Source organism: Agrococcus sp. TF02-05 (assembly GCF_017565345.1).
GTDB classification, from domain to species: Bacteria; Actinomycetota; Actinomycetes; order Actinomycetales; family Microbacteriaceae; genus Agrococcus; species Agrococcus pavilionensis.
This window is the reverse complement of sequence record NZ_JAGEKO010000003.1, coordinates 1-17,337: the sequence shown is the minus strand read 5'-3', so window position 1 is coordinate 17,337 and position 17,337 is coordinate 1. Positions and strand designations below refer to the sequence as shown.

Annotated in this window: 18 protein-coding genes and 1 pseudogene; 13 read left to right on the top strand and 6 right to left on the bottom strand. The window is 73.2% G+C overall.

Features of this window, described 5'->3' with window-relative positions:
* Positions 1-101 precede the first annotated feature (101 nt).
* The gene (locus JQT67_RS03475; protein ID WP_307864190.1) at positions 102-1,643 is read left to right on the top strand and encodes an SPFH domain-containing protein; all 1,542 of its coding nucleotides are present in this window, start codon (positions 102-104) and stop codon (positions 1,641-1,643) included.
* 67 nt (positions 1,644-1,710) lie between these two features.
* Here JQT67_RS03475 and JQT67_RS03470 read toward each other — a convergent pair whose 3' ends face one another.
* Positions 1,711-2,421: an SRPBCC domain-containing protein gene (locus JQT67_RS03470; RefSeq protein WP_208063597.1), complete on the bottom strand. Its 711-nt coding sequence runs from the start codon at positions 2,419-2,421 to the stop codon at positions 1,711-1,713.
* A gap of 2 nt (positions 2,422-2,423) precedes the next feature.
* Positions 2,424-2,780: a helix-turn-helix transcriptional regulator gene (locus JQT67_RS03465; RefSeq protein WP_021011526.1), complete on the bottom strand. Its 357-nt coding sequence runs from the start codon at positions 2,778-2,780 to the stop codon at positions 2,424-2,426.
* A gap of 100 nt (positions 2,781-2,880) precedes the next feature.
* Between JQT67_RS03465 and JQT67_RS03460 the strand changes: the two genes are divergently transcribed.
* The 6 genes from JQT67_RS03460 to JQT67_RS03435 all read left to right on the top strand — a co-directional run bounded on the left by JQT67_RS03460 (position 2,881) and on the right by JQT67_RS03435 (position 7,820).
* Positions 2,881-3,657: an SseB family protein gene (locus JQT67_RS03460; protein ID WP_208063528.1), complete on the top strand. Its 777-nt coding sequence runs from the start codon at positions 2,881-2,883 to the stop codon at positions 3,655-3,657.
* Positions 3,658-3,725: 68 nt separating this feature from the next.
* Positions 3,726-4,790, top strand: coding sequence for a 2,3-butanediol dehydrogenase (locus tag JQT67_RS03455; protein WP_208063527.1), 1,065 nt, complete (start codon positions 3,726-3,728; stop codon positions 4,788-4,790).
* Positions 4,791-4,964: 174 nt separating this feature from the next.
* Complete coding sequence (locus tag JQT67_RS03450) at positions 4,965-5,105, top strand: hypothetical protein (protein WP_208063526.1); 141 nt, start codon at positions 4,965-4,967, stop codon at positions 5,103-5,105.
* 2 nt (positions 5,106-5,107) lie between these two features.
* Complete coding sequence (locus JQT67_RS03445; protein ID WP_021011522.1) at positions 5,108-5,737, top strand: helix-turn-helix transcriptional regulator; 630 nt, start codon at positions 5,108-5,110, stop codon at positions 5,735-5,737.
* Positions 5,738-5,908: 171 nt separating this feature from the next.
* Entirely contained in the window at positions 5,909-7,195 is a 1,287-nt protein-coding gene (locus tag JQT67_RS03440; RefSeq protein ID WP_208063525.1) for an MFS transporter, read from the top strand.
* A 133-nt stretch (positions 7,196-7,328) separates the two neighbouring features.
* Positions 7,329-7,820, top strand: a complete 492-nt coding sequence (locus tag JQT67_RS03435) for a glutathione peroxidase (RefSeq protein ID WP_021011520.1) — start codon at positions 7,329-7,331, stop codon at positions 7,818-7,820.
* Positions 7,821-7,919: 99 nt separating this feature from the next.
* Here the strand turns inward: JQT67_RS03435 and JQT67_RS03430 are convergent, their stop codons facing one another.
* The 3 genes from JQT67_RS03430 to JQT67_RS03420 are packed head-to-tail and all read right to left on the bottom strand — an operon-like array spanning position 7,920 to position 11,057.
* Positions 7,920-9,101, bottom strand: coding sequence for a thiolase family protein (locus JQT67_RS03430; protein WP_021011519.1), 1,182 nt, complete (start codon positions 9,099-9,101; stop codon positions 7,920-7,922).
* A gap of 30 nt (positions 9,102-9,131) precedes the next feature.
* Positions 9,132-10,292, bottom strand: a complete 1,161-nt coding sequence (locus JQT67_RS03425) for an acyl-CoA dehydrogenase family protein (RefSeq protein ID WP_208063524.1) — start codon at positions 10,290-10,292, stop codon at positions 9,132-9,134.
* 6 nt (positions 10,293-10,298) lie between these two features.
* Positions 10,299-11,057 (bottom strand): SDR family NAD(P)-dependent oxidoreductase, encoded by a 759-nt coding sequence (locus JQT67_RS03420; RefSeq protein WP_208063523.1) that lies wholly within the window; start codon positions 11,055-11,057, stop codon positions 10,299-10,301.
* 241 nt (positions 11,058-11,298) lie between these two features.
* On the opposite strand from JQT67_RS03420, the gene JQT67_RS03415 reads away from it, so the two are divergent.
* Genes JQT67_RS03415 through JQT67_RS03405 form a run of 3 tightly spaced genes read left to right on the top strand, consistent with a single transcriptional unit; the run spans position 11,299 to position 14,322 of the window.
* A complete protein-coding gene (locus JQT67_RS03415; protein WP_307864189.1) occupies positions 11,299-12,477 on the top strand; it encodes an acyl-CoA dehydrogenase family protein in 1,179 nt (392 codons plus the stop codon).
* Positions 12,474-13,553: a 3-hydroxyisobutyryl-CoA hydrolase gene (locus tag JQT67_RS03410; protein ID WP_208063521.1), complete on the top strand. Its 1,080-nt coding sequence runs from the start codon at positions 12,474-12,476 to the stop codon at positions 13,551-13,553. Before JQT67_RS03415 ends, JQT67_RS03410 begins: the two co-directional genes overlap by 4 nt.
* The gene (locus JQT67_RS03405; RefSeq protein WP_208063520.1) at positions 13,546-14,322 is read left to right on the top strand and encodes an enoyl-CoA hydratase-related protein; all 777 of its coding nucleotides are present in this window, start codon (positions 13,546-13,548) and stop codon (positions 14,320-14,322) included. Before JQT67_RS03410 ends, JQT67_RS03405 begins: the two co-directional genes overlap by 8 nt.
* 90 nt (positions 14,323-14,412) lie before the next feature.
* On the opposite strand, the gene JQT67_RS03400 is transcribed toward JQT67_RS03405, so the two are convergent.
* Positions 14,413-14,946, bottom strand: a complete 534-nt coding sequence (locus tag JQT67_RS03400; RefSeq protein ID WP_031224257.1) for a MarR family winged helix-turn-helix transcriptional regulator — start codon at positions 14,944-14,946, stop codon at positions 14,413-14,415.
* A gap of 63 nt (positions 14,947-15,009) precedes the next feature.
* Here JQT67_RS03400 and JQT67_RS03395 point away from each other — a divergent pair, with 63 nt between their 5' ends.
* From JQT67_RS03395 to JQT67_RS03385, 3 genes and pseudogenes are all read left to right on the top strand, one after another.
* Entirely contained in the window at positions 15,010-15,801 is a 792-nt protein-coding gene (locus JQT67_RS03395; RefSeq protein WP_208063519.1) for an electron transfer flavoprotein subunit beta/FixA family protein, read from the top strand.
* The gene (locus JQT67_RS03390) at positions 15,798-16,763 is read left to right on the top strand and encodes an electron transfer flavoprotein subunit alpha/FixB family protein (protein WP_208063518.1); all 966 of its coding nucleotides are present in this window, start codon (positions 15,798-15,800) and stop codon (positions 16,761-16,763) included. The genes JQT67_RS03395 and JQT67_RS03390 overlap by 4 nt, the downstream gene beginning before the upstream one ends.
* Before the next feature lie 14 nt (positions 16,764-16,777).
* Positions 16,778-17,337 (top strand): annotated as a pseudogene (locus JQT67_RS03385) (cytochrome b/b6 domain-containing protein); the annotation flags it as partial.

The window sequence follows — 17,337 nt, the reverse complement described above, 5'->3', positions numbered from 1 at the left end:
GCGGTCTGAGGTCTTCTCACGAGACCGCCGCGCCGTGCGAGCACGAGCGCCGCGCCCCCGTACGGTGCGAGTGTCACGCACCACGCACCTAGGGAGCCTCCGTGCCCGATCTGCTCAGTCCCGTCGTCATCCTGATCGTCATCGCGGTCGTCGTCATCGCGATCCTCATCGCCGCTGCCGTCCGCCGCTACCGCATCGCCGAGCCCGACGAGGCCATCATCGTCACCGGCCGGAAGGGCAAGACGACCGTCGACGCATCCGGCCACTCCTTCACCGACCTCTCGGGCCAGAAGGTCGTCACGGGCGGCGGCGTCTTCGTCATGCCGTTCGTGCAGAAGTCGTTCAAGCTCTCGCTGCGCTCGCGGCGGCTGCTGTTCAACACGACCGCGCAGACCAAGAACGGCATCACGATCCACGCGCAGGCGGTCGCCGTGATCAAGGTCGGCGGCACCGAGGAGATGATCCGCAACGCCGCCCAGCGCTTCCTCTCGCAGCAGGAGGAGATCGAGTCGTCGACGCAGGAGGTGCTGTCGGGCTCGCTCCGCGGCATCATCGGCCAGCTGACGGTGCTCGACATCATCCACGACCGCAAGGCACTCGCGGATGCGGTGCTGCAGGCCGCCGAGGACGCCCTCACGAAGCAGGGCCTCGTCGTCGACACGCTGCAGATCCAGGAGATCAACGACAACCAGAACTACATCTCGAACCTCGGCGTGCCCGAGTCGGCCGCCGTGCAGCGCGCCGCGGCGATCGCGAACACCGAGGCGCAGAAGGCCGCCGAGCAGGCGTCGATCGAGGCGAAGAAGCAGATCCTCGAGGCCAACCGAGTGCTGCAGCTGCAGGAGGCGGCGGTGCGGGCCGAGACCGACAAGGCCGTCGCGCAGGCCGCGGCGGCGCAGCCGCTCGAGGAGGCCGTGCAGCGGCAGGCGATCGTCGCGCAGGAGGAGATCACCGCCCAGCGCGAGGCCGAGCTGCGCGAGCAGCAGCTCAACGCCGAGGTGCGCAAGGTCGCCGACGCCGAGGCCTACCGCATCCAGGTCACCGCCGAGGCGAACGCGAAGGCGAAGGCCACCGAGGCGAACGCCGAGCGGGCAGCGCGCGAGGCGCGCGCCGAGGCCGTGAAGGCGGAGGGCAACGCCGAAGCGGCCGTCACCGAGGCGCGCGGCGCCGCGCAGCGCACCGCGCGCATCGCAGCGGCCGAGGCCGCGAAGGCCGAGGGCGAGGCCGAGGGCGTCGCGACCGCCGCGCGCGGCCGCGCCGAAGCCGAGTCGATCGGCGCGAAGGGCCTCGCCGAGGCGCAGGCGATCGAGGCGCGCGCGAAGGCGCTCACCGAGAACGCGCAGGTCGTGCTCGCGCAGGAGCTACTGAAGGTCATGCCCCAGGTGGCGGATGCGTTCGGCAAGGCCTACGCGTCGTCGCAGATCACGGTCGTCTCGGCCGACGGCACCGGCAAGCTCACGGGCGACATGGTCGGCAACATGGCCTCGATGACGCAGATGATGAAGGACGCGACCGGCATCGACCTGCAGGCGATCGTGAACGCGACCGCGCAGGGCCAGGCGGCCGGCTCGGCGATGGCCTCGAAGGGGCAGGCCGGTCCGCTCCTCGCGCCGGGGCACCCCTCGGCGCCCGAGTCGGCGTAGCGCCGAGCACGACAGCGGCCGAGCCGGCACCGCGCCGGCTCGGCCGCTCCGCGCGTCGGGGCGAGCGTCAGCCCGCCGCGTGCGCCGGGTCGCCGCCCGTCGGATCGGCGCCCTCGCCGCTCGTGCCCGGCTCGCCGGCGTAGAAGCCGAAGGTCGCGGCGGCTTGCCGACGCGCGGTCTCGCGGTCGGTGCCGGCGAGGATCGACGCCTCGGCCCACGCGTCGGCCGCGCCGCGGTTGAAGGCCATGCCCTCGTCGCTCAGCGCCCACGCCTGCCCCTGCTCGGGCGTCATCGCCGTGTCGGGCGCGGAGAGGTGCAGCGCGAGCCCGAGGAGTCCGCCGTCCCAGCCGACGCCGGTGGCGCCCGGGCCGAAGGTCTCCCACATCTCCGCCGGCACGTCCGCCTCGCGCGCGACGTGCTCGAGCTCGAAGCGGGTCGAGTCGCCCTCGCCCGTCAGCCGCACCTCGAGCCACGACATCCCGCCGCCGAACTCCCACGTCACGCGGTAGCGCGCGCGGTCGCCGGCGGGCGGATCGCACTCGAGGATCTCGCCGCCCGCGTTGCCCTCGGTCTGGTAGCGGCCGCCGAGCCGCAGGTCCCCCGAGACCGGCAAGAACCACCGCGCGATCCGCGCGGGATCCGTCACGGCGCTCCACACGTCGTCGATCGGGGAGGGGTAGCGCTGCGCGAGCGACTGCACGCGCGCGGGCGCGCCGTCGACCTCCGTGCTCCCCACCGTGCGCTCGACCGCGCCGAGCTGCGCCTGCACATCCACCATGGTCATCCCTCACTTGTGTCGCGCTCCGCGTCGAGCCGCCGCTGCCGGCGCCCCCGCGCGAGCTCGGTGTCGAGCGCCGCGAGCCGCGGCGCCCAGTAGCGGTCGAACGCGCTGAGCCACTCGCTCGCCTCGCGCGGACCGGCCGCATCGACCGCGTAGAGGCGCCGTCGCCCCTCGGGCCGCACGCTCGCGAAGCCGTGCTCGCGCAGCACCCGCAAGTGCTGGCTCACCGCCGGCTGGCTGATGCCGAACTCCTCGCCGATCGCCTGCGCGAGCTCGCCCGCGCTCGACTCGCCGTCGGCGAGCAGCTCGAGGATGCGTCGCCGCACCGGGTCGCCGAGGACGTCGAGCGCATGCATGCGAGCACTGTTGCACCGTCGCTTATATAAGTCAAGAGTGAAGTGTGCGTCTTCTGCAGATTCTCGGCCGAGGAGGGCGCGTCGTCGGTAGCGTGGGCGCATGGCAGAGCTCGTGGACAACGACCGGGTGCGGCGCGCGGCGGCGGCCTTCGCCGCCGAGCCGAAGCACGAGACGATGCTCGACGTGCTGCGGGCATGCCTCACGGGGGAGCTGCTGCTCGACGTGACGGGCTCCGAGCTCAACATCTCGGAGGGCCGGCTGCACACGGGATCGAAGCTGCGCATCAACCAGCGCGTGGGCCCTGACGGGCAGCGGGCCCTGCTCGCCTTCACGAGCAACGACGAGATCGCGCGGATCCACCCGGAGGGCACGCGCTACCAGTCGATCGGCCAGCCCGCGGCCGCGGTGCTCGAGCTCGCGCGGCGCCAGGGCGCGGCGTGGCTCTACATCGACCCCGCCGAGAAGACCGCGGCGCTCTCGGCCGCCGACATCGACTTCGCGCTGCGGCACCCGCGCAACGACCGGCTGAGCGCCGCGATCGCCGCGGTCGATGCCGGGACGGCGCCGCGCGCCGAGGCGATCACCGCGCTCGTCGCCGAGGGGCCGCTGCTGCTCGCCGGTCAGCGCGCCGAGGGGCAGGGTGACGACGAGCCGCCGCAGCTGCGCGTGACGCGCCGCGACGACGGGAGCATGGCGCTGCTCGCCTTCACCTCCGCGCCCGAGATCCTAGCGCGCGACCCGGAGGACGGCATCGTCACGACCACCACGACCCACGTGCTCGAGCAGCTGCAGCAGGGGCCGTTCGCCTCGATCGTCATCAACCCCGCTGGCCCGTGGATCGAGCTGCGCCGCGAGGAGCTCGTCGCCGCGGGCTGAGGTGCGTCCAGCGCGCTCGGATGCGCGCGCGCCATGGTGGAGGCTCCATCGACGAAGGGAGTCGCACCATGAAGGCAGCGATGTACTACGGCAAGGAAGACATCCGGGTCGAGGAGGTGGACGAGCCGGAGACGCGCCCCGGCACCGTCAAGATCGCGCCCGCGTTCAACGGCATCTGCGGCAGCGACCTGCACCTGTACCACGACGGTCCCATCCCGCCCGCGCCCTCGGCCGACCAGCCGCATCCGCTCTCGAAGGAGACGCTGCCGGTGGTCATGGGCCACGAGTTCTCGGGCGTCGTCGAAGAGCTCGGCGAGGGCGTCGACGGCCTCGAGGTCGGCGATCGCGTCGTCGTCGAGCCGCTCATGGTCGACGGCACGTGCCCGGCGTGCGTGGCGGGCAAGTACAACCTGTGCGAGCAGATGGGCTTCATCGGCATCTCGGGCCTCGGCGGCGGGCTCAGCGAGCGCATCGTCGTCGACCGCCGGTGGGTGCACCCCGTCGGCGACCTGCCGCTCGACCAGGCCGCGCTCATCGAGCCGCTCGCCGTCGCGCTGCATGCCGTGAAGCACGCGGGCGCCGAGGAGGGCCAGACGGCCGTCGTCGGCGGCGCGGGCCCGATCGGCCTGCTCCTCGCCGCGGTGCTCAAGGCGAGGGGCCTCCGCGTCATCGTCTCCGAGATGTCGACCGCGCGCCGCGAGAAGGCGCGCGACACGGGGGTCGCGGATGTCGTGGTCGACCCCGCGAAGCAGGACCTCGCCGAGGTCGTGCGCACCGAGACCGAGGGTGCCGGTGCCGACGTCGCGTTCGACGCGGCGGGTGTGGGTGTCGTCGTGACGCAGCTGCTCGACGTGCTCGGCCCCGGTGGCCGGCTCGAGATCGTCGCGATCCACACGAAGCCCTACGAGCTCGACATCACCGCGGGCCTCACGATGCAGGATCGCGTCATGGGCGCGTCGATCGGCTACGCGAACGACCACGGCGAGGCGATCGAGCTCGCGCGCAGCGGCGCGGTCGACCTCGCGCCCTTCATCACCGGGCGCATCGTCGTCGACGACATCGTCGAGCAGGGGTTCCGGCAGCTCATCGACAACAAGGAGCACGAGGTCAAGATCCTCGTCTCGATGCGCTGACGCGCAGCGCCCGAAGGCCCTCGCCCGCTCGGCGAGGGCCTTCTCCATGCCCCGCGACACGCCGAAGCAACCTTTTCGAAAGAACTCTTGCGAAGCGATCCCTTTGAAAGTAGTCTTTCGGATGTCGGCACCCGAAGCCATCGCACCGCCGACACCGACCGAGGAGGGAATCCCATGGGACGCACCGAACGCATCCGCCACCGCATCGGCGTGCGCGTCGAGGAGCGGCACCGCGCAGGCCTCGAGGCCGAGCGCGCGCAGCGCCGCTTCGAGCGCATCCGCGCCCAGGCCATGAGCCAGCGTGGTTGGATCTGATCGTGGCTGAGGAGACCGACGTGCAGGGAGCGGCCGAGCAGGCCGCCCGGCGGAAGGCGGACATGCCCGACCTCCGCTCGAGCGACCCCGCGCTGCTGCGGGCGCTCGCGCACCCCCTGCGCGTCGAGATCCTCTCTGTGATCGACGAGCTCGGCGAGGCGACCGCGACCCAGATCGCGGAGCGCGTGGGCGAGAGCCCCTCGAACTGCTCGTTCCACCTGCGCACGCTCGCGAAGGTCGGCTTCATCGAGCGCTGCGAGGCGCAGGGCACGTCGAAGCCCTGGCGCGCCGTGCACCGCAGTCGCGACCTCCGGCCCGACCCGGCCGACCCCGCATCGATCCGCACGTCCGCGACCATCGGCGCGCTCTACGTGCAGCACGAGGCCGCGCGCGTCGTCGACTTCTTCACGAAGCACGGTGCCGAGGGGGAGTGGATCGAAGGGACGACCGTCAACCTCTCGACCTTCTGGGCGACGCCGGCAGAGCTCAAGGAGCTCGCCGAGGCGATCGCGAAGGTCACGGAGCGGTTCCACGGCCGCGAGGCCGACCCGGCGACCCGGCCCTCCGGCAGCCGCAAAGCCCACTTCTTCGCCACCCTCAACCCCGACCTCGACGGCGAGCCGACGCCGTAGCGGCGCGCTCCCGTCGAGCAGTCCACGCCACCCCACGTCCGTCGAGCAGGCGCGCACCTCCCGTTCGTCGAGCAGGTCCGCACCTCCCGTTCGTCGAGGAGGCCCGAAGGGCCGTATCGAGACGCCTCTCCGGCGCGCGATGGCGCGCGCCCGCCCCCAAGGAGCCCCGCGATGACGACCACCGCATCCGCCCCCGCCGCCCGCAAGCCGCCGTCGCCCATTCGGCGCCCCGCCTACCGCCGCCTCATGGTCGGCTGGGTCGCGACGAACCTCGGCGACAGCGCCCTCTACCTCGTGCTCGCCATCTGGGTGCGCGAGCTCACCGGCTCCGATGCCGCGGGCGCGCTCGTGTTCCTCTTCATCGGCCTGCCGGCGCTGCTCGCGCCGTTCGCCGGCCAGCTCGCCGACCGCGTGCACCGCCGGCCGCTCCTCATCGGCACGAACCTCGGCACCGCCGCCGTCGTGCTGACGCTCCTGCTCGTGCAGGGCGCCGAGCAGGTCTGGCTCATCTACGCCGTGACCTTCGGCTACGGGCTCGCCGCCTACCTGACCGCCGCGGCGCAATCGGGGCTCCTGCGCGACCTGCTGCCCGACGAGGAGCTCGCGGGCGCCAACGGCATCTTCACCTCGATCGACAACGGCATGCGCATCGTGAGCCCCGCGCTCGGGGCCGCGCTCTACGTCGCCGCCGGACCCGCCGCGGTCGTCGTGCTCGCCGCCGCCGGCTTCCTCACGATGGCGGTGCTGCTCACGACGATCCGCATCCGGGAGTCGGAGCCCGAGCCGCGCCTCGAGGGCGAGACCTACTGGCACGAGCTCTCTGGCGGCTTCCGCGCGCTGCTCGCCGACCCGCTGCTGCGGCTGCTGACGATCGCGACAGCGCTCGGCTTCGGCATCACGGGGCTCCTGAACGCGACGATCTTCCCGCTCGTCGAGCACGGCCTGCAGGAGGGGCCGGCTGCGCTCGGTCCCGCGCAGGCGATCCAGGGCGTCGGCGCGCTGCTCGGCGGCCTGTGCTCGGCGGCGGTGCTGCGGCGGCTCGGCGAGCGACGGCTCGTCGCGGCGGGGCTCGCGCTCCTCGGGCTCGGCACGGTCGTCGCGTTCGTCGCGGTGCAGTGGCCGCTCGCGGAGGCGTGGATGCGCTGGGGCGCGATGGGCGGCGCGCAGGCCCTCATCGGCTTCGGCGTGCCGTGGATCATCGTCGGCGTCGTCACGCTGCGCATGCGGCTCACGCCGCCGCGGCTGCAGGGCCGCACGTCGGCGGCGCTCAACGTCTCGATCAACGTGCCGCAGATGCTCATGCTCGCGCTCGGCAGCGCGCTGCTGACGGTCGTCGACTTCCGCTGGCTCGTCGCGGTCGCTGCCGCCGGGGTGCTGGTCGCGGCCTTGGCCGCGTGGTCAGGCCGGCGCCTCGACGCACCAGCCCCGCCCACCGCATCCGCCACCCCGCCCGCCTGAGCCGGCCGGGTCGCAGAGTTCCCGCACTCTGCCGTCCTGAGGCCCGGAGATCGCAGAGTTCCGGCACTCTGCGGGGAGCGAGCGGGTGCGCGGCTCTCGGGGCGCGCATAGCAACGCGCGGCAGAGTGGCGGCATGACGACGCTCAGCGACTTCCAGGCAGAGGCCCTCACCGGCGAGCAGGTCGACCTCAAGGACTTCGAGGGCAAGGTCGTGCTCGTCGTCAACACCGCGAGCCAGTGCGGGCTCGCGCCGCAGTTCGAGGGGCTCGAGCAGCTCTACCGCGAGCTGCAGGACGAGGGCCTCGTCGTGCTCGGCTTCCCCTCCGACACCTTCAAGCAGGAGCACGACTCGGCCGACCAGATCGCCGAGGTGTGCCAGAAGAACTACGGCGTCAGCTTCCCGATGTTCGCACCGATCGAGGTCAACGGCCCGTCGACGCATCCCGTCTTCCAGTGGCTCAAGGACGAGAAGAAGGGGATGCTCGGGGGCGCGATCAAGTGGAACTTCACCAAGTTCCTGGTCGGGCGCGACGGCCGCGTGATCGAGCGCTTCGCCCCGACGACGACGCCCGACGAGCTGCGGCCGCAGGTGGAGCAGGCGCTCGCCGCACCGTCGGTCGAGTAGCCGCCGGAGGCGGCGTATCGAGACCGGTCTGCTCCGTCTCGATACGCGGGCTGCGCGCGCTACTCGACGAGCGGGGGCGCGCGCTGCTCGACGAGCGGGTCAGTCGAGGCGCTCGATGATCGTCGCGTTCGCCATCCCCGCGCCCTCGCACATCGTCTGCAGGCCGTAGCGGCCGCCGCTGTGCTCGAGCTCGTTGACGAGCGTCGCGAGCAGCCGCGTGCCGGATGAGCCGAGCGCGTGGCCGAGCGCGATCGCGCCGCCGCGCGGGTTGAGGCGCTCGAGGTCGGCGCCGGTCTCGCGCAGCCACGCGAGCGGCACCGACGCGAACGCCTCGTTCACCTCGAACGCGTCGATCTCGTCGATGCGCATCCCGGCCCGGTCGAGCACCTTCGCCGTCGCCGGGATCGGGCCGGTGAGCATCATGATCGGGTCGTCGCCCACGACCGAGAACGCGACGAAGCGGGCGCGCGGTCGGAGGCCCAGCGCATCCGCCTTCTCGCGCGACATGATGAGCGCCGCCGAGGCGCCGTCGGTGAGCGGCGAGGAGTTGCCGGGCGTGATGCTCCACTCGATCTGAGGGAAGCGCTCCGCGTAGCGCGGGTGCTCGAACGAGGGCTTGAGCTCGGCGAGCCCCTCGCGCGTCGTCGAGGCACGCACGGTCTCGTCGCGCACGTGCTCGCCCGCCGGGGTCGCGATCGGCACGACCTCCCCGTCGAAGCGGCCATCGGCCGCGGCCGCCGCCGCGAGCTCGTGCGAGCGGGCGGCGAGGTCGTCGAGCTCGGCGCGGCTGAAGCCCCACTTCGCGGCGATGAGCTCGGCCGAGATGCCCTGGTGCACGAGCCCGTCGGGGTAGCGCTCGGCGAGCCTGGCGCCGTGGATGTCGCGCTCGATCGCGGCGGTGCCGAGCGGCAGCCGGCTCATCGACTCGACGCCGCACGCGATCACGACGTCCTGCGAGCCGGCCATGATCGCCTGCGCCGCGAACGTCGCGGCCTGCTGGCTCGAGCCGCACTGCCGGTCGATGGATGTGCCGGGCACGTGCTCGGGGAAGCCGGCGGCGAGCAGGGCGTTGCGCGTCACGTTGCCCGACTGCTCGCCGACCTGCTGCACGCAGCCGCCGATGACGTCGTCGACGATCGCGGGGTCGATGCCCGTGCGCGCGACGAGCTGCTCGAGCACGCTCGCGAGCAGGTCGACCGGGTGCACGCCGTGCAGCGCGCCGCCCGGCTTGCCCTTGCCCGACGCGGTGCGCACCGCGTCGACGATCACTGCCTCACGCATCCGTCATCCCCTCCGCCGCCGCTGCATCGCTCACGCCTTCGAGCGCTTCGCGATGTCGCGCGCGATGATCTCCTTCATGATCTCGGTCGTGCCGCCGTAGATCGTCTGCACGCGCGAGTCGCGGAACGCGCGCGAGATGGGGAACTCGTCCATGAAGCCGTAGCCGCCGTGCAGCTGCAGGCTGCGCGTGATGACGCGCTGCTCGAGCTCGGTCGCCCACCACTTCGCCTTCGAGGCGTCGACGGTCGTGAGGTGCTGCTCGTTGAGGGCCAGGATGCAGCGCTCGACGTAGGCGCGCGTCACGTCGAGCTCGGTCTCGAGCTCGGCGAGCGTGAAGCGCACCGTCGGCAGGTCGCCGACCGCGCCGCCGAACGCCTGCCGCTGGAAGACGTACTCGCGGCCCCAGTCGTAGGCGGCCTCGGCCGACGAGAGCGCACCGCACGCGATCGACAGCCGCTCGCGCGGCAGCCGCTGCATGAGGTAGACGAGGCCCTGGCCCGGCTCGCCGACGACGTTCGCGGCGGGGATGCGCACGTCCTTGAAGAAGAGCTCCGCCGTGTCCTGCGCGTGCAGGCCGAGCTTCTTGAGCTTGCGGCCGCGCTCGAAGCCCGCCATGCCGTCCTCGACCAGGAAGAGCGTGAAGCCGCGCGAGCCGGCCGCCGGGTCGGTGCGCGCGAAGACGAGCACCTTGTCGGCGTGGAAGCCGTTCGTGATGAAGGTCTTCGAGCCGTTGAGGATCCAGTCGTCGCCGTCGCGCACGGCGTTCGAGTGGATGCCCTGCAGGTCGCTGCCCGCGCCGGGCTCGGTCATGCCGATCGCGCCGATCGAGGTGCCGTTGGCCATCGGCGGCAGCCAGCGCTCGAGCTGCTCGGGTGTGCCGAGGTCCATGAGGTAGGGGAGCACGATGTCGTCGTGCACGCCGAGCGTCGCGTTGACCGAAGCGGCGCCGATGCGGGCGAACTCCTCGCTGATGACCATGCGGAAGCGGTAGTCGTCGACGCCCATGCCGCCGTGCTCCTCGGGCACGGCGATGCCGATGAGCCCCGCCTCGCCCATGAGCGGGTAGAGCTCGTCGCCGATCATGCCCGCCTCCTCCCACTGCGCGTAGTGGGGCGCGATGTGGCGGGCGGTGAACTCGCGCACGCTCTCGCGGAACGCGTCGTGCTCGTCGTCGTAGAAGCTCGAGCGCATCGTGACCTACCTCGCTGCCATTCGGATGGAGCCGTCGAGCCGGATGGTCTCGCCGTTGAGCATGGGGTTCGCGACGATCTGCGTGACGAGGAGCGCGTACTCCTCGGGCTTGCCGAGCCGGGCGGGGTGCGGCACCTGCTGGCCGAGCGAGACCTGCGCGGCCTCGGGCAGGCCCGCGAGCATCGGCGTCTCGAACAGGCCCGGCGCGATCGTCATGACGCGGATCTGCAGCGCCGCGAGCTCGCGCGCGAGCGGGAGCGTCATGCCGGCGACGCCCGCCTTCGACGCGGAGTAGGCGGCCTGCCCGATCTGGCCGTCGAAGGCGGCGACGGATGCGGTGCTCACGATCACGCCCCGCTCCTCACCGATCGGCTCGAGCGCGGCCATGCGCTCGGTGGCGAGGCGGATGACGTTGAACGTGCCCACGAGGTTGATGTCGATGACGCGCTGGAAGGTCTCGAGCGGGAAGACGCCGCGCTTGCCGAGCACCTTCGCGGCGTCGGCGACGCCGGCGCAGTTGACGACGAGGCGGAGGTCGCCGAGCTCGGCGGCGACGTCGAGCGCCGCGGCGACCGCGCCCTCGTCGCGCACGTCGGTGGCGGCGAAGCGCGCGCCCTCGAGCTGCTCGATGGCCTGGGCTTGCGGAGTGCCGCCGAGGTCGGCGACGACGACCTTCGCGCCTGCGGCGAGCAGCGCGCGCGTGGTCGCGAGGCCCAGCCCCGATGCTCCGCCGGTGACGAGGGCGACCTGCCCGGTGATGTCCATGCGCACCCTTCGCGGCGCCGCCATCGGCACCATCGCCCCTGAACCTAGCGAGCGCATCCGCCCACCTCAACTGAGAGGTCTTCAACCGGATAGCCGGTGGGGCGCGACACATATCTCCTCGCCCCACCGCCTGTCCGGTTGAAGACAGCGCGGGGTGGCGCGTCGGGCGCGGCGAGTGGTAGATATGTGGACGTCCATCGAACTGAGTGGACGCGCAAGCATGCGACGAGGAGGTCGTGCCGTGAGCACCGCCAGCCTGACCCATCCCGCCGAGACGACCTCGGCGATCAGCGCGGAGGAGCGCGCGGCGCTCGTCGAGGCGGTGCGCGACTTCGCCGACGCCCGCCTCGCGCCGTTCGCGAACCAGCGCGACGCCGAGCACGAGTTCCCCGTCGAGACGCTCCGCGAGGCGGGCTCGCTCGGCCTCGGCGCGATCGTCGTGCGGGAGGACGTCGGGGGATCCGGCCTCGCCCGCGTCGACGCATCCGCGATCTACGAGGAGCTCGCGCGCGGCGACATCGCGATCGCCGCCTACATCTCGATCCACAACATGGTCGCGTGGATGATCGACACCTTCGGCACCGACGAGCAGCGCCGCGCGTGGCTGCCGGGGCTGTGCTCGATGGAGCAGCTCGCGAGCTACTGCCTCACCGAGCCCGGCGCGGGCTCCGACGCCGCGGCGCTCGCGACGAGCGCGGTGTGCGACGGCGACGACTACGTGCTCACCGGCACGAAGCAGTTCATCTCGGGCGCGGGCACCTCAGCGGTCTACGTCGTCATGGCGCGCACGGGCGAGCCGGGCGCGCGCGGCATCTCGGCGTTCATCGTGCCGGCCGACGCGCCGGGCCTCTCGTTCGGGCCCGACGAGCACAAGATGGGCTGGAACGCGCAGCCGACGAAGCAGGTCGTGCTCGACGGCGTGCGCGTGCCGGCCGCCAACCGGCTCGGCGAGGAGGGCGACGGCTTCGGCATCGCGATGCGCGGCCTCAACGGCGGTCGGCTCGGCATCGCCGCGTGCTCGATCGGCGGCGCGCAGTTCGCGCTCGAGCGCACGATCGCCTACGTCAAGGACCGCTCGACCTTCGGCGCCCCGCTCGCGACGCGGCAGCACGTGATGTTCCAGCTCGCCGACATGGAGACCGAGCTGCAGGCGGCGCGGGCGCTGCTCCTGCAAGCGGCGGCGAAGCTCGACGCGAAGGCGCCCGACGCCCCCGCCGCGTGCGCGATGGCGAAGCGATTCGCGACCGACGCGGCGTTCAAGGTCGCCGACGAGGCGCTGCAGCTGCACGGCGGCTACGGCTACCTGCACGAGTACGGCATCGAGCGCGTCATGCGCGACCTGCGCGTGCACCGCATCCTCGAGGGCACGAACGAGATGATGCGCATGATCGTCGGCCGCTCGCTCCTGGGTGCCCGATGACGGGCGGCGTCGCGAGCGAGCACGTCCGCACCGAGGTGCGCGGCGCGCTCGGCGTCGTCGAGCTCGACCGGCAGGCGGCGCTCAACGCGCTCACGCACGACATGGTGCTCGAGATCGCGGATGCGCTGCGGCAGTGGGCGGACGACCCGCGCGTCGAGCGCGTGGCGATCACGGGCGCGGGGCGGGCGCTCTGCGCGGGCGGCGACGTCGTCTCGCTCGTCGACGACATCCGCGCGACGGGCGGCGAGGGCGCCGGCCGCTTCTGGCGCGACGAGTACGCGCTCAACGCCGCGATCGCCCGCTACCCGAAGCCCGTCGTCGCGATCCAGCACGGCATAGTGCTCGGCGGCGGCGTCGGCCTGTCGGGGCACGCGAGCCACCGCGTGGTCACCGACTCGACGCGCATCGGCTTCCCCGAGGTGACGATCGGCTTCGTGCCCGACGTGGGCGCGACGTGGCTGCTGACTCGCGAGCCGGGCGAGCTCGGCACGCGCGCCGCCCTCACGGGCGATCACTTCGGCGCCGCCGACGCGATCCTCCTCGGCCTCGCCGACACCTACGTGCCGGAGGATCGGCTCCCCGCGCTCCTCGCGGCGCTCGAGACCGCCGAGCCCGACGAGGCGATCGGCCGGTTCGCGACCGAGGCGCCGGAGGGCCGGCTCGAGGGCGAGCGGGCGATGCTCGACGAGGCGCTCGCCGGCGGCGACGTGACGGCCCTGCTCGAGCGGCTCGACGCATCCGGCCCCGAGGGGCAGGCGATCGGGGCCACGATCCGCAAGCGCTCGCCCTTCGCCGTGACCGTGACGCTCGCGGCGCTGCGCCGCGCGCGCGAGCTGCCGAGCCTCGAGGCCGCGCTCGCGGAGGAGTACCGCGTCTCGCGCGCGACGACCCTGCAGCCCGACTTCGCCGAGGGGGTGCGCGCCCAGATCATCGACAAGGATCGCGCGCCGCAGTGGCGTCCCTCCTCGCTCGCGGACGTGACGCCTGCCATGGTGGAGGCGAGCTTCGCAGCGCCGCCGGAGGGCGACCTGCAGCTGCCCGCCGTCACCGAGCGCTCGAGGAGCACGCATGACTGAGCACGAGACCATCCGCGTCGAGCGGCAGGACCGCGTCGCCTGGATCCACCTCGACCGGCCCGAGGCGCTCAACGCGCTCAACGCGCAGCTCATGCGCGAGGTCGTCGCGGTCGCGAAGGAGCTCGACGCCGACGACGGCGTGGGCGCGATCGTCGTGACCGGCTCGGAGCGCGCCTTCGCCGCCGGCGCCGACATCAAGGAGATGGCGGGCAAGTCGACCGCCGAGATGCGCGCCGACGGCCACTTCGACGCGTGGCTCGAGTTCGCGGCCGTCGAGAAGCCCGTCATCGCGGCGGTGTCGGGCTACGCGCTCGGCGGCGGCTGCGAGCTCGCGCTCATGTGTGACATCATCCTCGCCGCCGACACCGCGACGTTCGGCCTGCCCGAGGTCGGCCTCGGCGTGATCCCGGGCATCGGCGGAACGCAGCGCCTCGTGCGCGCCGTCGGCTACCCCAAGGCGGCCGAGATCATCCTCACCGGGCGGCGGGTGGGCGCCGAGGAGGCCGAGCGCATCGGGCTCGTCTCGCGCGTCGTCGCGGCGGATGCGCTGCTCGAGGAGGCGGGGAAGGTCGCCTCCGGCATCGCGGCGAAGTCGCTGCCGGCGCTCCGCGCCGCGAAGGCGGCGATGGATGCGGCGCTCGAGGTGCCGCTCGCCGAGGGGCTCGCCATCGAGGCCGAGCGCTTCACCGGCCTGTTCGACACGGCCGACCAGAAGGAAGGGATGGCGGCGTTCAGTGAGAAGCGCGAGCCGAGGTTCCAGCACCGCTGAGCTGCTCCCGAGCCGCTCCGCGGACCCCTTCGACCGAACCGGACCCGGTGCACCGGGTCCCGCTAGGCAGAACGGGTCCCGGTGGCGTGCTCACAGCGGCTCCGCCACCGGCCGCGGGTCCTCGAAGTCGCCCGCGCGCTTCCGCATCCGCGCGATGAGCCGCACGAGCTCCGCCGCGTCGTCCTCGTCGATGTCGAGCCCCGTGAAGGCCCGCTCGTTGAGCGCGACCGTCGCCCGCTCGACGAGCTCGCGCCCCGCATCCGTGATCGCCAGCACCGTCGCCCGACCGTCGGTCGGGTGCTGCTCGCGCATCACGAGCCCGTCGCGCACGAGCCGGTCGACCGTGCTCGTCACGCTCGTCGAGTGCACCTGCAGGCGCTTGACGGCCGACTTCATCGGCAGCCGGCCGTCGCGCGTGAACGCGAGCAGCCGCAGCACCTCGAAGCGCGCGAACGACAGCGAGAAGGGGCGCAGGGTCGCTTCGACCGGCGCGACGAGCAGCTGCTGCGCGCGGTTCACGGAGGTCACGAGCGTCATGCCCGGGACGGCATCCGTCCAGCCGTGCTCGATCCACTGGCGGCGGGCCTCGGCGATCGGATCCATCGGCATCGGCCTGTGCGGCATCGGCTCCTCCTCCTCGATCACCGTACCGTTGCCTCAGCACCCCACCATGAAGGGAACCGCTCGATGAAGATCGTCGTGCTCTTGAAGCCCGTCCCCGACACGTACGGGCAGCGCGTGCTCGACCTCGAGACCGGTCTTGCCGATCGCGCGGCGAGCGAGACGGTCATCGACGAGATCGGCGAGCGCGCCCTCGAGGCCGCGCTGCAGCACGCCGAGCAGGCAGGCGACGCCGAGGTCGTCGTGCTGTCGATGGCGCCGACCGAGTCGCAGTCCGCGCTCCGCAAGGGGCTCGCGATGGGCGCCGCCTCCGCCGTGCACGTCGCCGACGAGCGGCTCGCGGGCGCCGACTACGTGCGCACCGCCGAGGTGCTCGCCGCGGCCCTGCGCAAGACGGGCTTCGACCTCGTCATCACGGGCGACGCATCCACCGACGGCACGGGCGGCGTGATGGCCGCGATGCTCGCCGAGATGCTCGACGCGCCCGGCATCACGCGGCTCGAGTCGCTCGAGATCACGGCGGATGCGGTGCGCGGCACGCGCGCGACCGACGGCGGGACGATGGTCGTCCAGGCGGCGCTGCCGGCCGTCGTCTCGGTGACCGAGGCGCTGCCCGACCCGCGCTTCCCGGCGCTGCGGGGCATCATGAACGCCAAGAAGAAGCCGGTCGAGCAGCTCACGCTCGACGACCTGCCGCTCGACGAGGTCGGCGCGGCGCTCGACGAGACGGCCGCGCCGCGCTCGATCATGACCTCGGTCGCCGAGCGGCCGCCGCGCTCGGCGGGCACCATCATCACCGACGAGGGCGACGCGGGCGAGCGCATCGCGGCCTTCCTGGCCGAGCGGAGGCTCGCGTGAACCCCATCCTCGTGCTCCTGCCCGCCGCTCCCGCGGGCGGGCTCATCGCCGGTACCGCCGAGGCCATCGGCGCCGCCGCCTCGATCGGCACACCCATCGCGGTCGTGACCGGACCTGCGGATGCGTTGCCCGGCCTCGCCGAGCAGGCCGCGTCGTTCGGCGCGGCGCGCGTGCACACGGCCGTCGTCGAGGGCGCCGAGCTCGGCGCGCCGGCGGCCGACGCGTTCGAGGCGGCCGCGCGGCTCGTGCAGCCAGAGCTCGTGCTCGTGCCCGCGACGGTCGAGGGCCGCGAGGCCGCCGGCCGGCTCGCGGCGCGCCTGCGCGCGCCGATCGCCGCCGACATCGTCGGCGTCGCGCGCGACGAGCAGGGCGTCGTCGTGCGCCACTCGGTCTACGGCGGCGCGTACGACGTCGAGTCGGCCGCAACCTACGGACCGCTCATCGCGACGATGCGGCTCGGCTCGATCGACGACCGCGCTGAGGCCGTCACGGCCGACGTCCAGCCGCTCGAGGTCACGGCATCCGGTCGGCGCGCCGCGACGATCGAGAGCTTCGAGCCCATCGCGCAGGTCTCGACGCGACCCGACCTCCGCACGGCGAAGCGCATCGTCTCGGGCGGTCGCGGGCTCGGCTCGAAGGAGCAGTTCGAGCTCATCGAGCAGCTCGCCGACACGCTCGGCGCCGCGGTCGGCGCCTCGCGCGCCGCCGTCGACGCCGGCTACGTCGAGCCGAGCGCGCAGGTCGGGCAGACCGGCACGTCGGTCTCGCCCGACCTCTACCTCGCGGTCGGCATCTCCGGCGCCATCCAGCACCGCGCCGGCATGCAGACGGCCAAGACGATCGTCGCGATCGACCGGGATGCGTCGGCGCCGATCTTCGAGATCGCCGACCTCGGCGTCGTGGGCGACCTGTTCACGATCGTGCCGCAGCTCACCGCGGCGCTCGAGGCGCGGAAGGGCTGACGATGGAGCGAGCGGTGGCGGTGCGTCGCGGGCTCCCGCGCGTGCCCGGCGGCGAGCCGTGGCCGCCGGCGTCGGCCGTCGCCGCGGCCGACGTGCCGGCCGGCGCGACGGCCGCTGCGCCGATCGCGGCCGACGCGCCGCCGCAGCCGCGCGACGACGCGGCGACCGCCGTCGAGGCGGTGCCGGTCGAGCAGCCAGAGGCCGCGGCTCCCGCTCCCGCTCCCGCTGCCGCGCAGCCGACCCCGCCCGGCGCGATCCGGCGCGGCCTGCCGCGCGTCGCCGGCGGAGAGCCGTGGCCGCCTGCGGCCGGTGCGGCCGCGGCCGTCGCGGCGCCCGTCGAGCAGCCGACCGCCGAGCCCGCTTCGCTGGGTGGTACCGATTCGTCGCCTGCCGCCCCCGCCGAGCGACACATCGGTACCACCGCCGCCCCGGAGGCCGCGCCGGGTGGTACCGATTCGCCGCCTGCCGCCCCCGCCGAGCGACACATCGGTACCACCGCCGCCCCGGAGGCCGCGCCGGGTGGTACCGATTCGCCGCCTGCCGCCCCGGTCGAGCGACCGATCGGTACCACTCA

Coding starts and splice junctions, on each gene's coding strand:
- JQT67_RS03400 (WP_031224257.1), bottom strand. CDS start 14,946: ATGCCGCACAGGCCGATGCCGATGGATCCGATCGCCGAGGCCCGCCGC.
- JQT67_RS03405 (WP_208063520.1), top strand. CDS start 13,546: ATGACTGAGCACGAGACCATCCGCGTCGAGCGGCAGGACCGCGTCGCC.
- JQT67_RS03430 (WP_021011519.1), bottom strand. CDS start 9,101: ATGCGTGAGGCAGTGATCGTCGACGCGGTGCGCACCGCGTCGGGCAAG.
- JQT67_RS03450 (WP_208063526.1), top strand. CDS start 4,965: ATGGGACGCACCGAACGCATCCGCCACCGCATCGGCGTGCGCGTCGAG.
- JQT67_RS03395 (WP_208063519.1), top strand. CDS start 15,010: ATGAAGATCGTCGTGCTCTTGAAGCCCGTCCCCGACACGTACGGGCAG.
- JQT67_RS03460 (WP_208063528.1), top strand. CDS start 2,881: ATGGCAGAGCTCGTGGACAACGACCGGGTGCGGCGCGCGGCGGCGGCC.
- JQT67_RS03440 (WP_208063525.1), top strand. CDS start 5,909: ATGACGACCACCGCATCCGCCCCCGCCGCCCGCAAGCCGCCGTCGCCC.
- JQT67_RS03435 (WP_021011520.1), top strand. CDS start 7,329: ATGACGACGCTCAGCGACTTCCAGGCAGAGGCCCTCACCGGCGAGCAG.
- JQT67_RS03465 (WP_021011526.1), bottom strand. CDS start 2,780: ATGCATGCGCTCGACGTCCTCGGCGACCCGGTGCGGCGACGCATCCTC.
- JQT67_RS03470 (WP_208063597.1), bottom strand. CDS start 2,421: ATGGTGGATGTGCAGGCGCAGCTCGGCGCGGTCGAGCGCACGGTGGGG.
- JQT67_RS03425 (WP_208063524.1), bottom strand. CDS start 10,292: ATGCGCTCGAGCTTCTACGACGACGAGCACGACGCGTTCCGCGAGAGC.
- JQT67_RS03420 (WP_208063523.1), bottom strand. CDS start 11,057: ATGGACATCACCGGGCAGGTCGCCCTCGTCACCGGCGGAGCATCGGGG.
- JQT67_RS03410 (WP_208063521.1), top strand. CDS start 12,474: ATGACGGGCGGCGTCGCGAGCGAGCACGTCCGCACCGAGGTGCGCGGC.
- JQT67_RS03455 (WP_208063527.1), top strand. CDS start 3,726: ATGAAGGCAGCGATGTACTACGGCAAGGAAGACATCCGGGTCGAGGAG.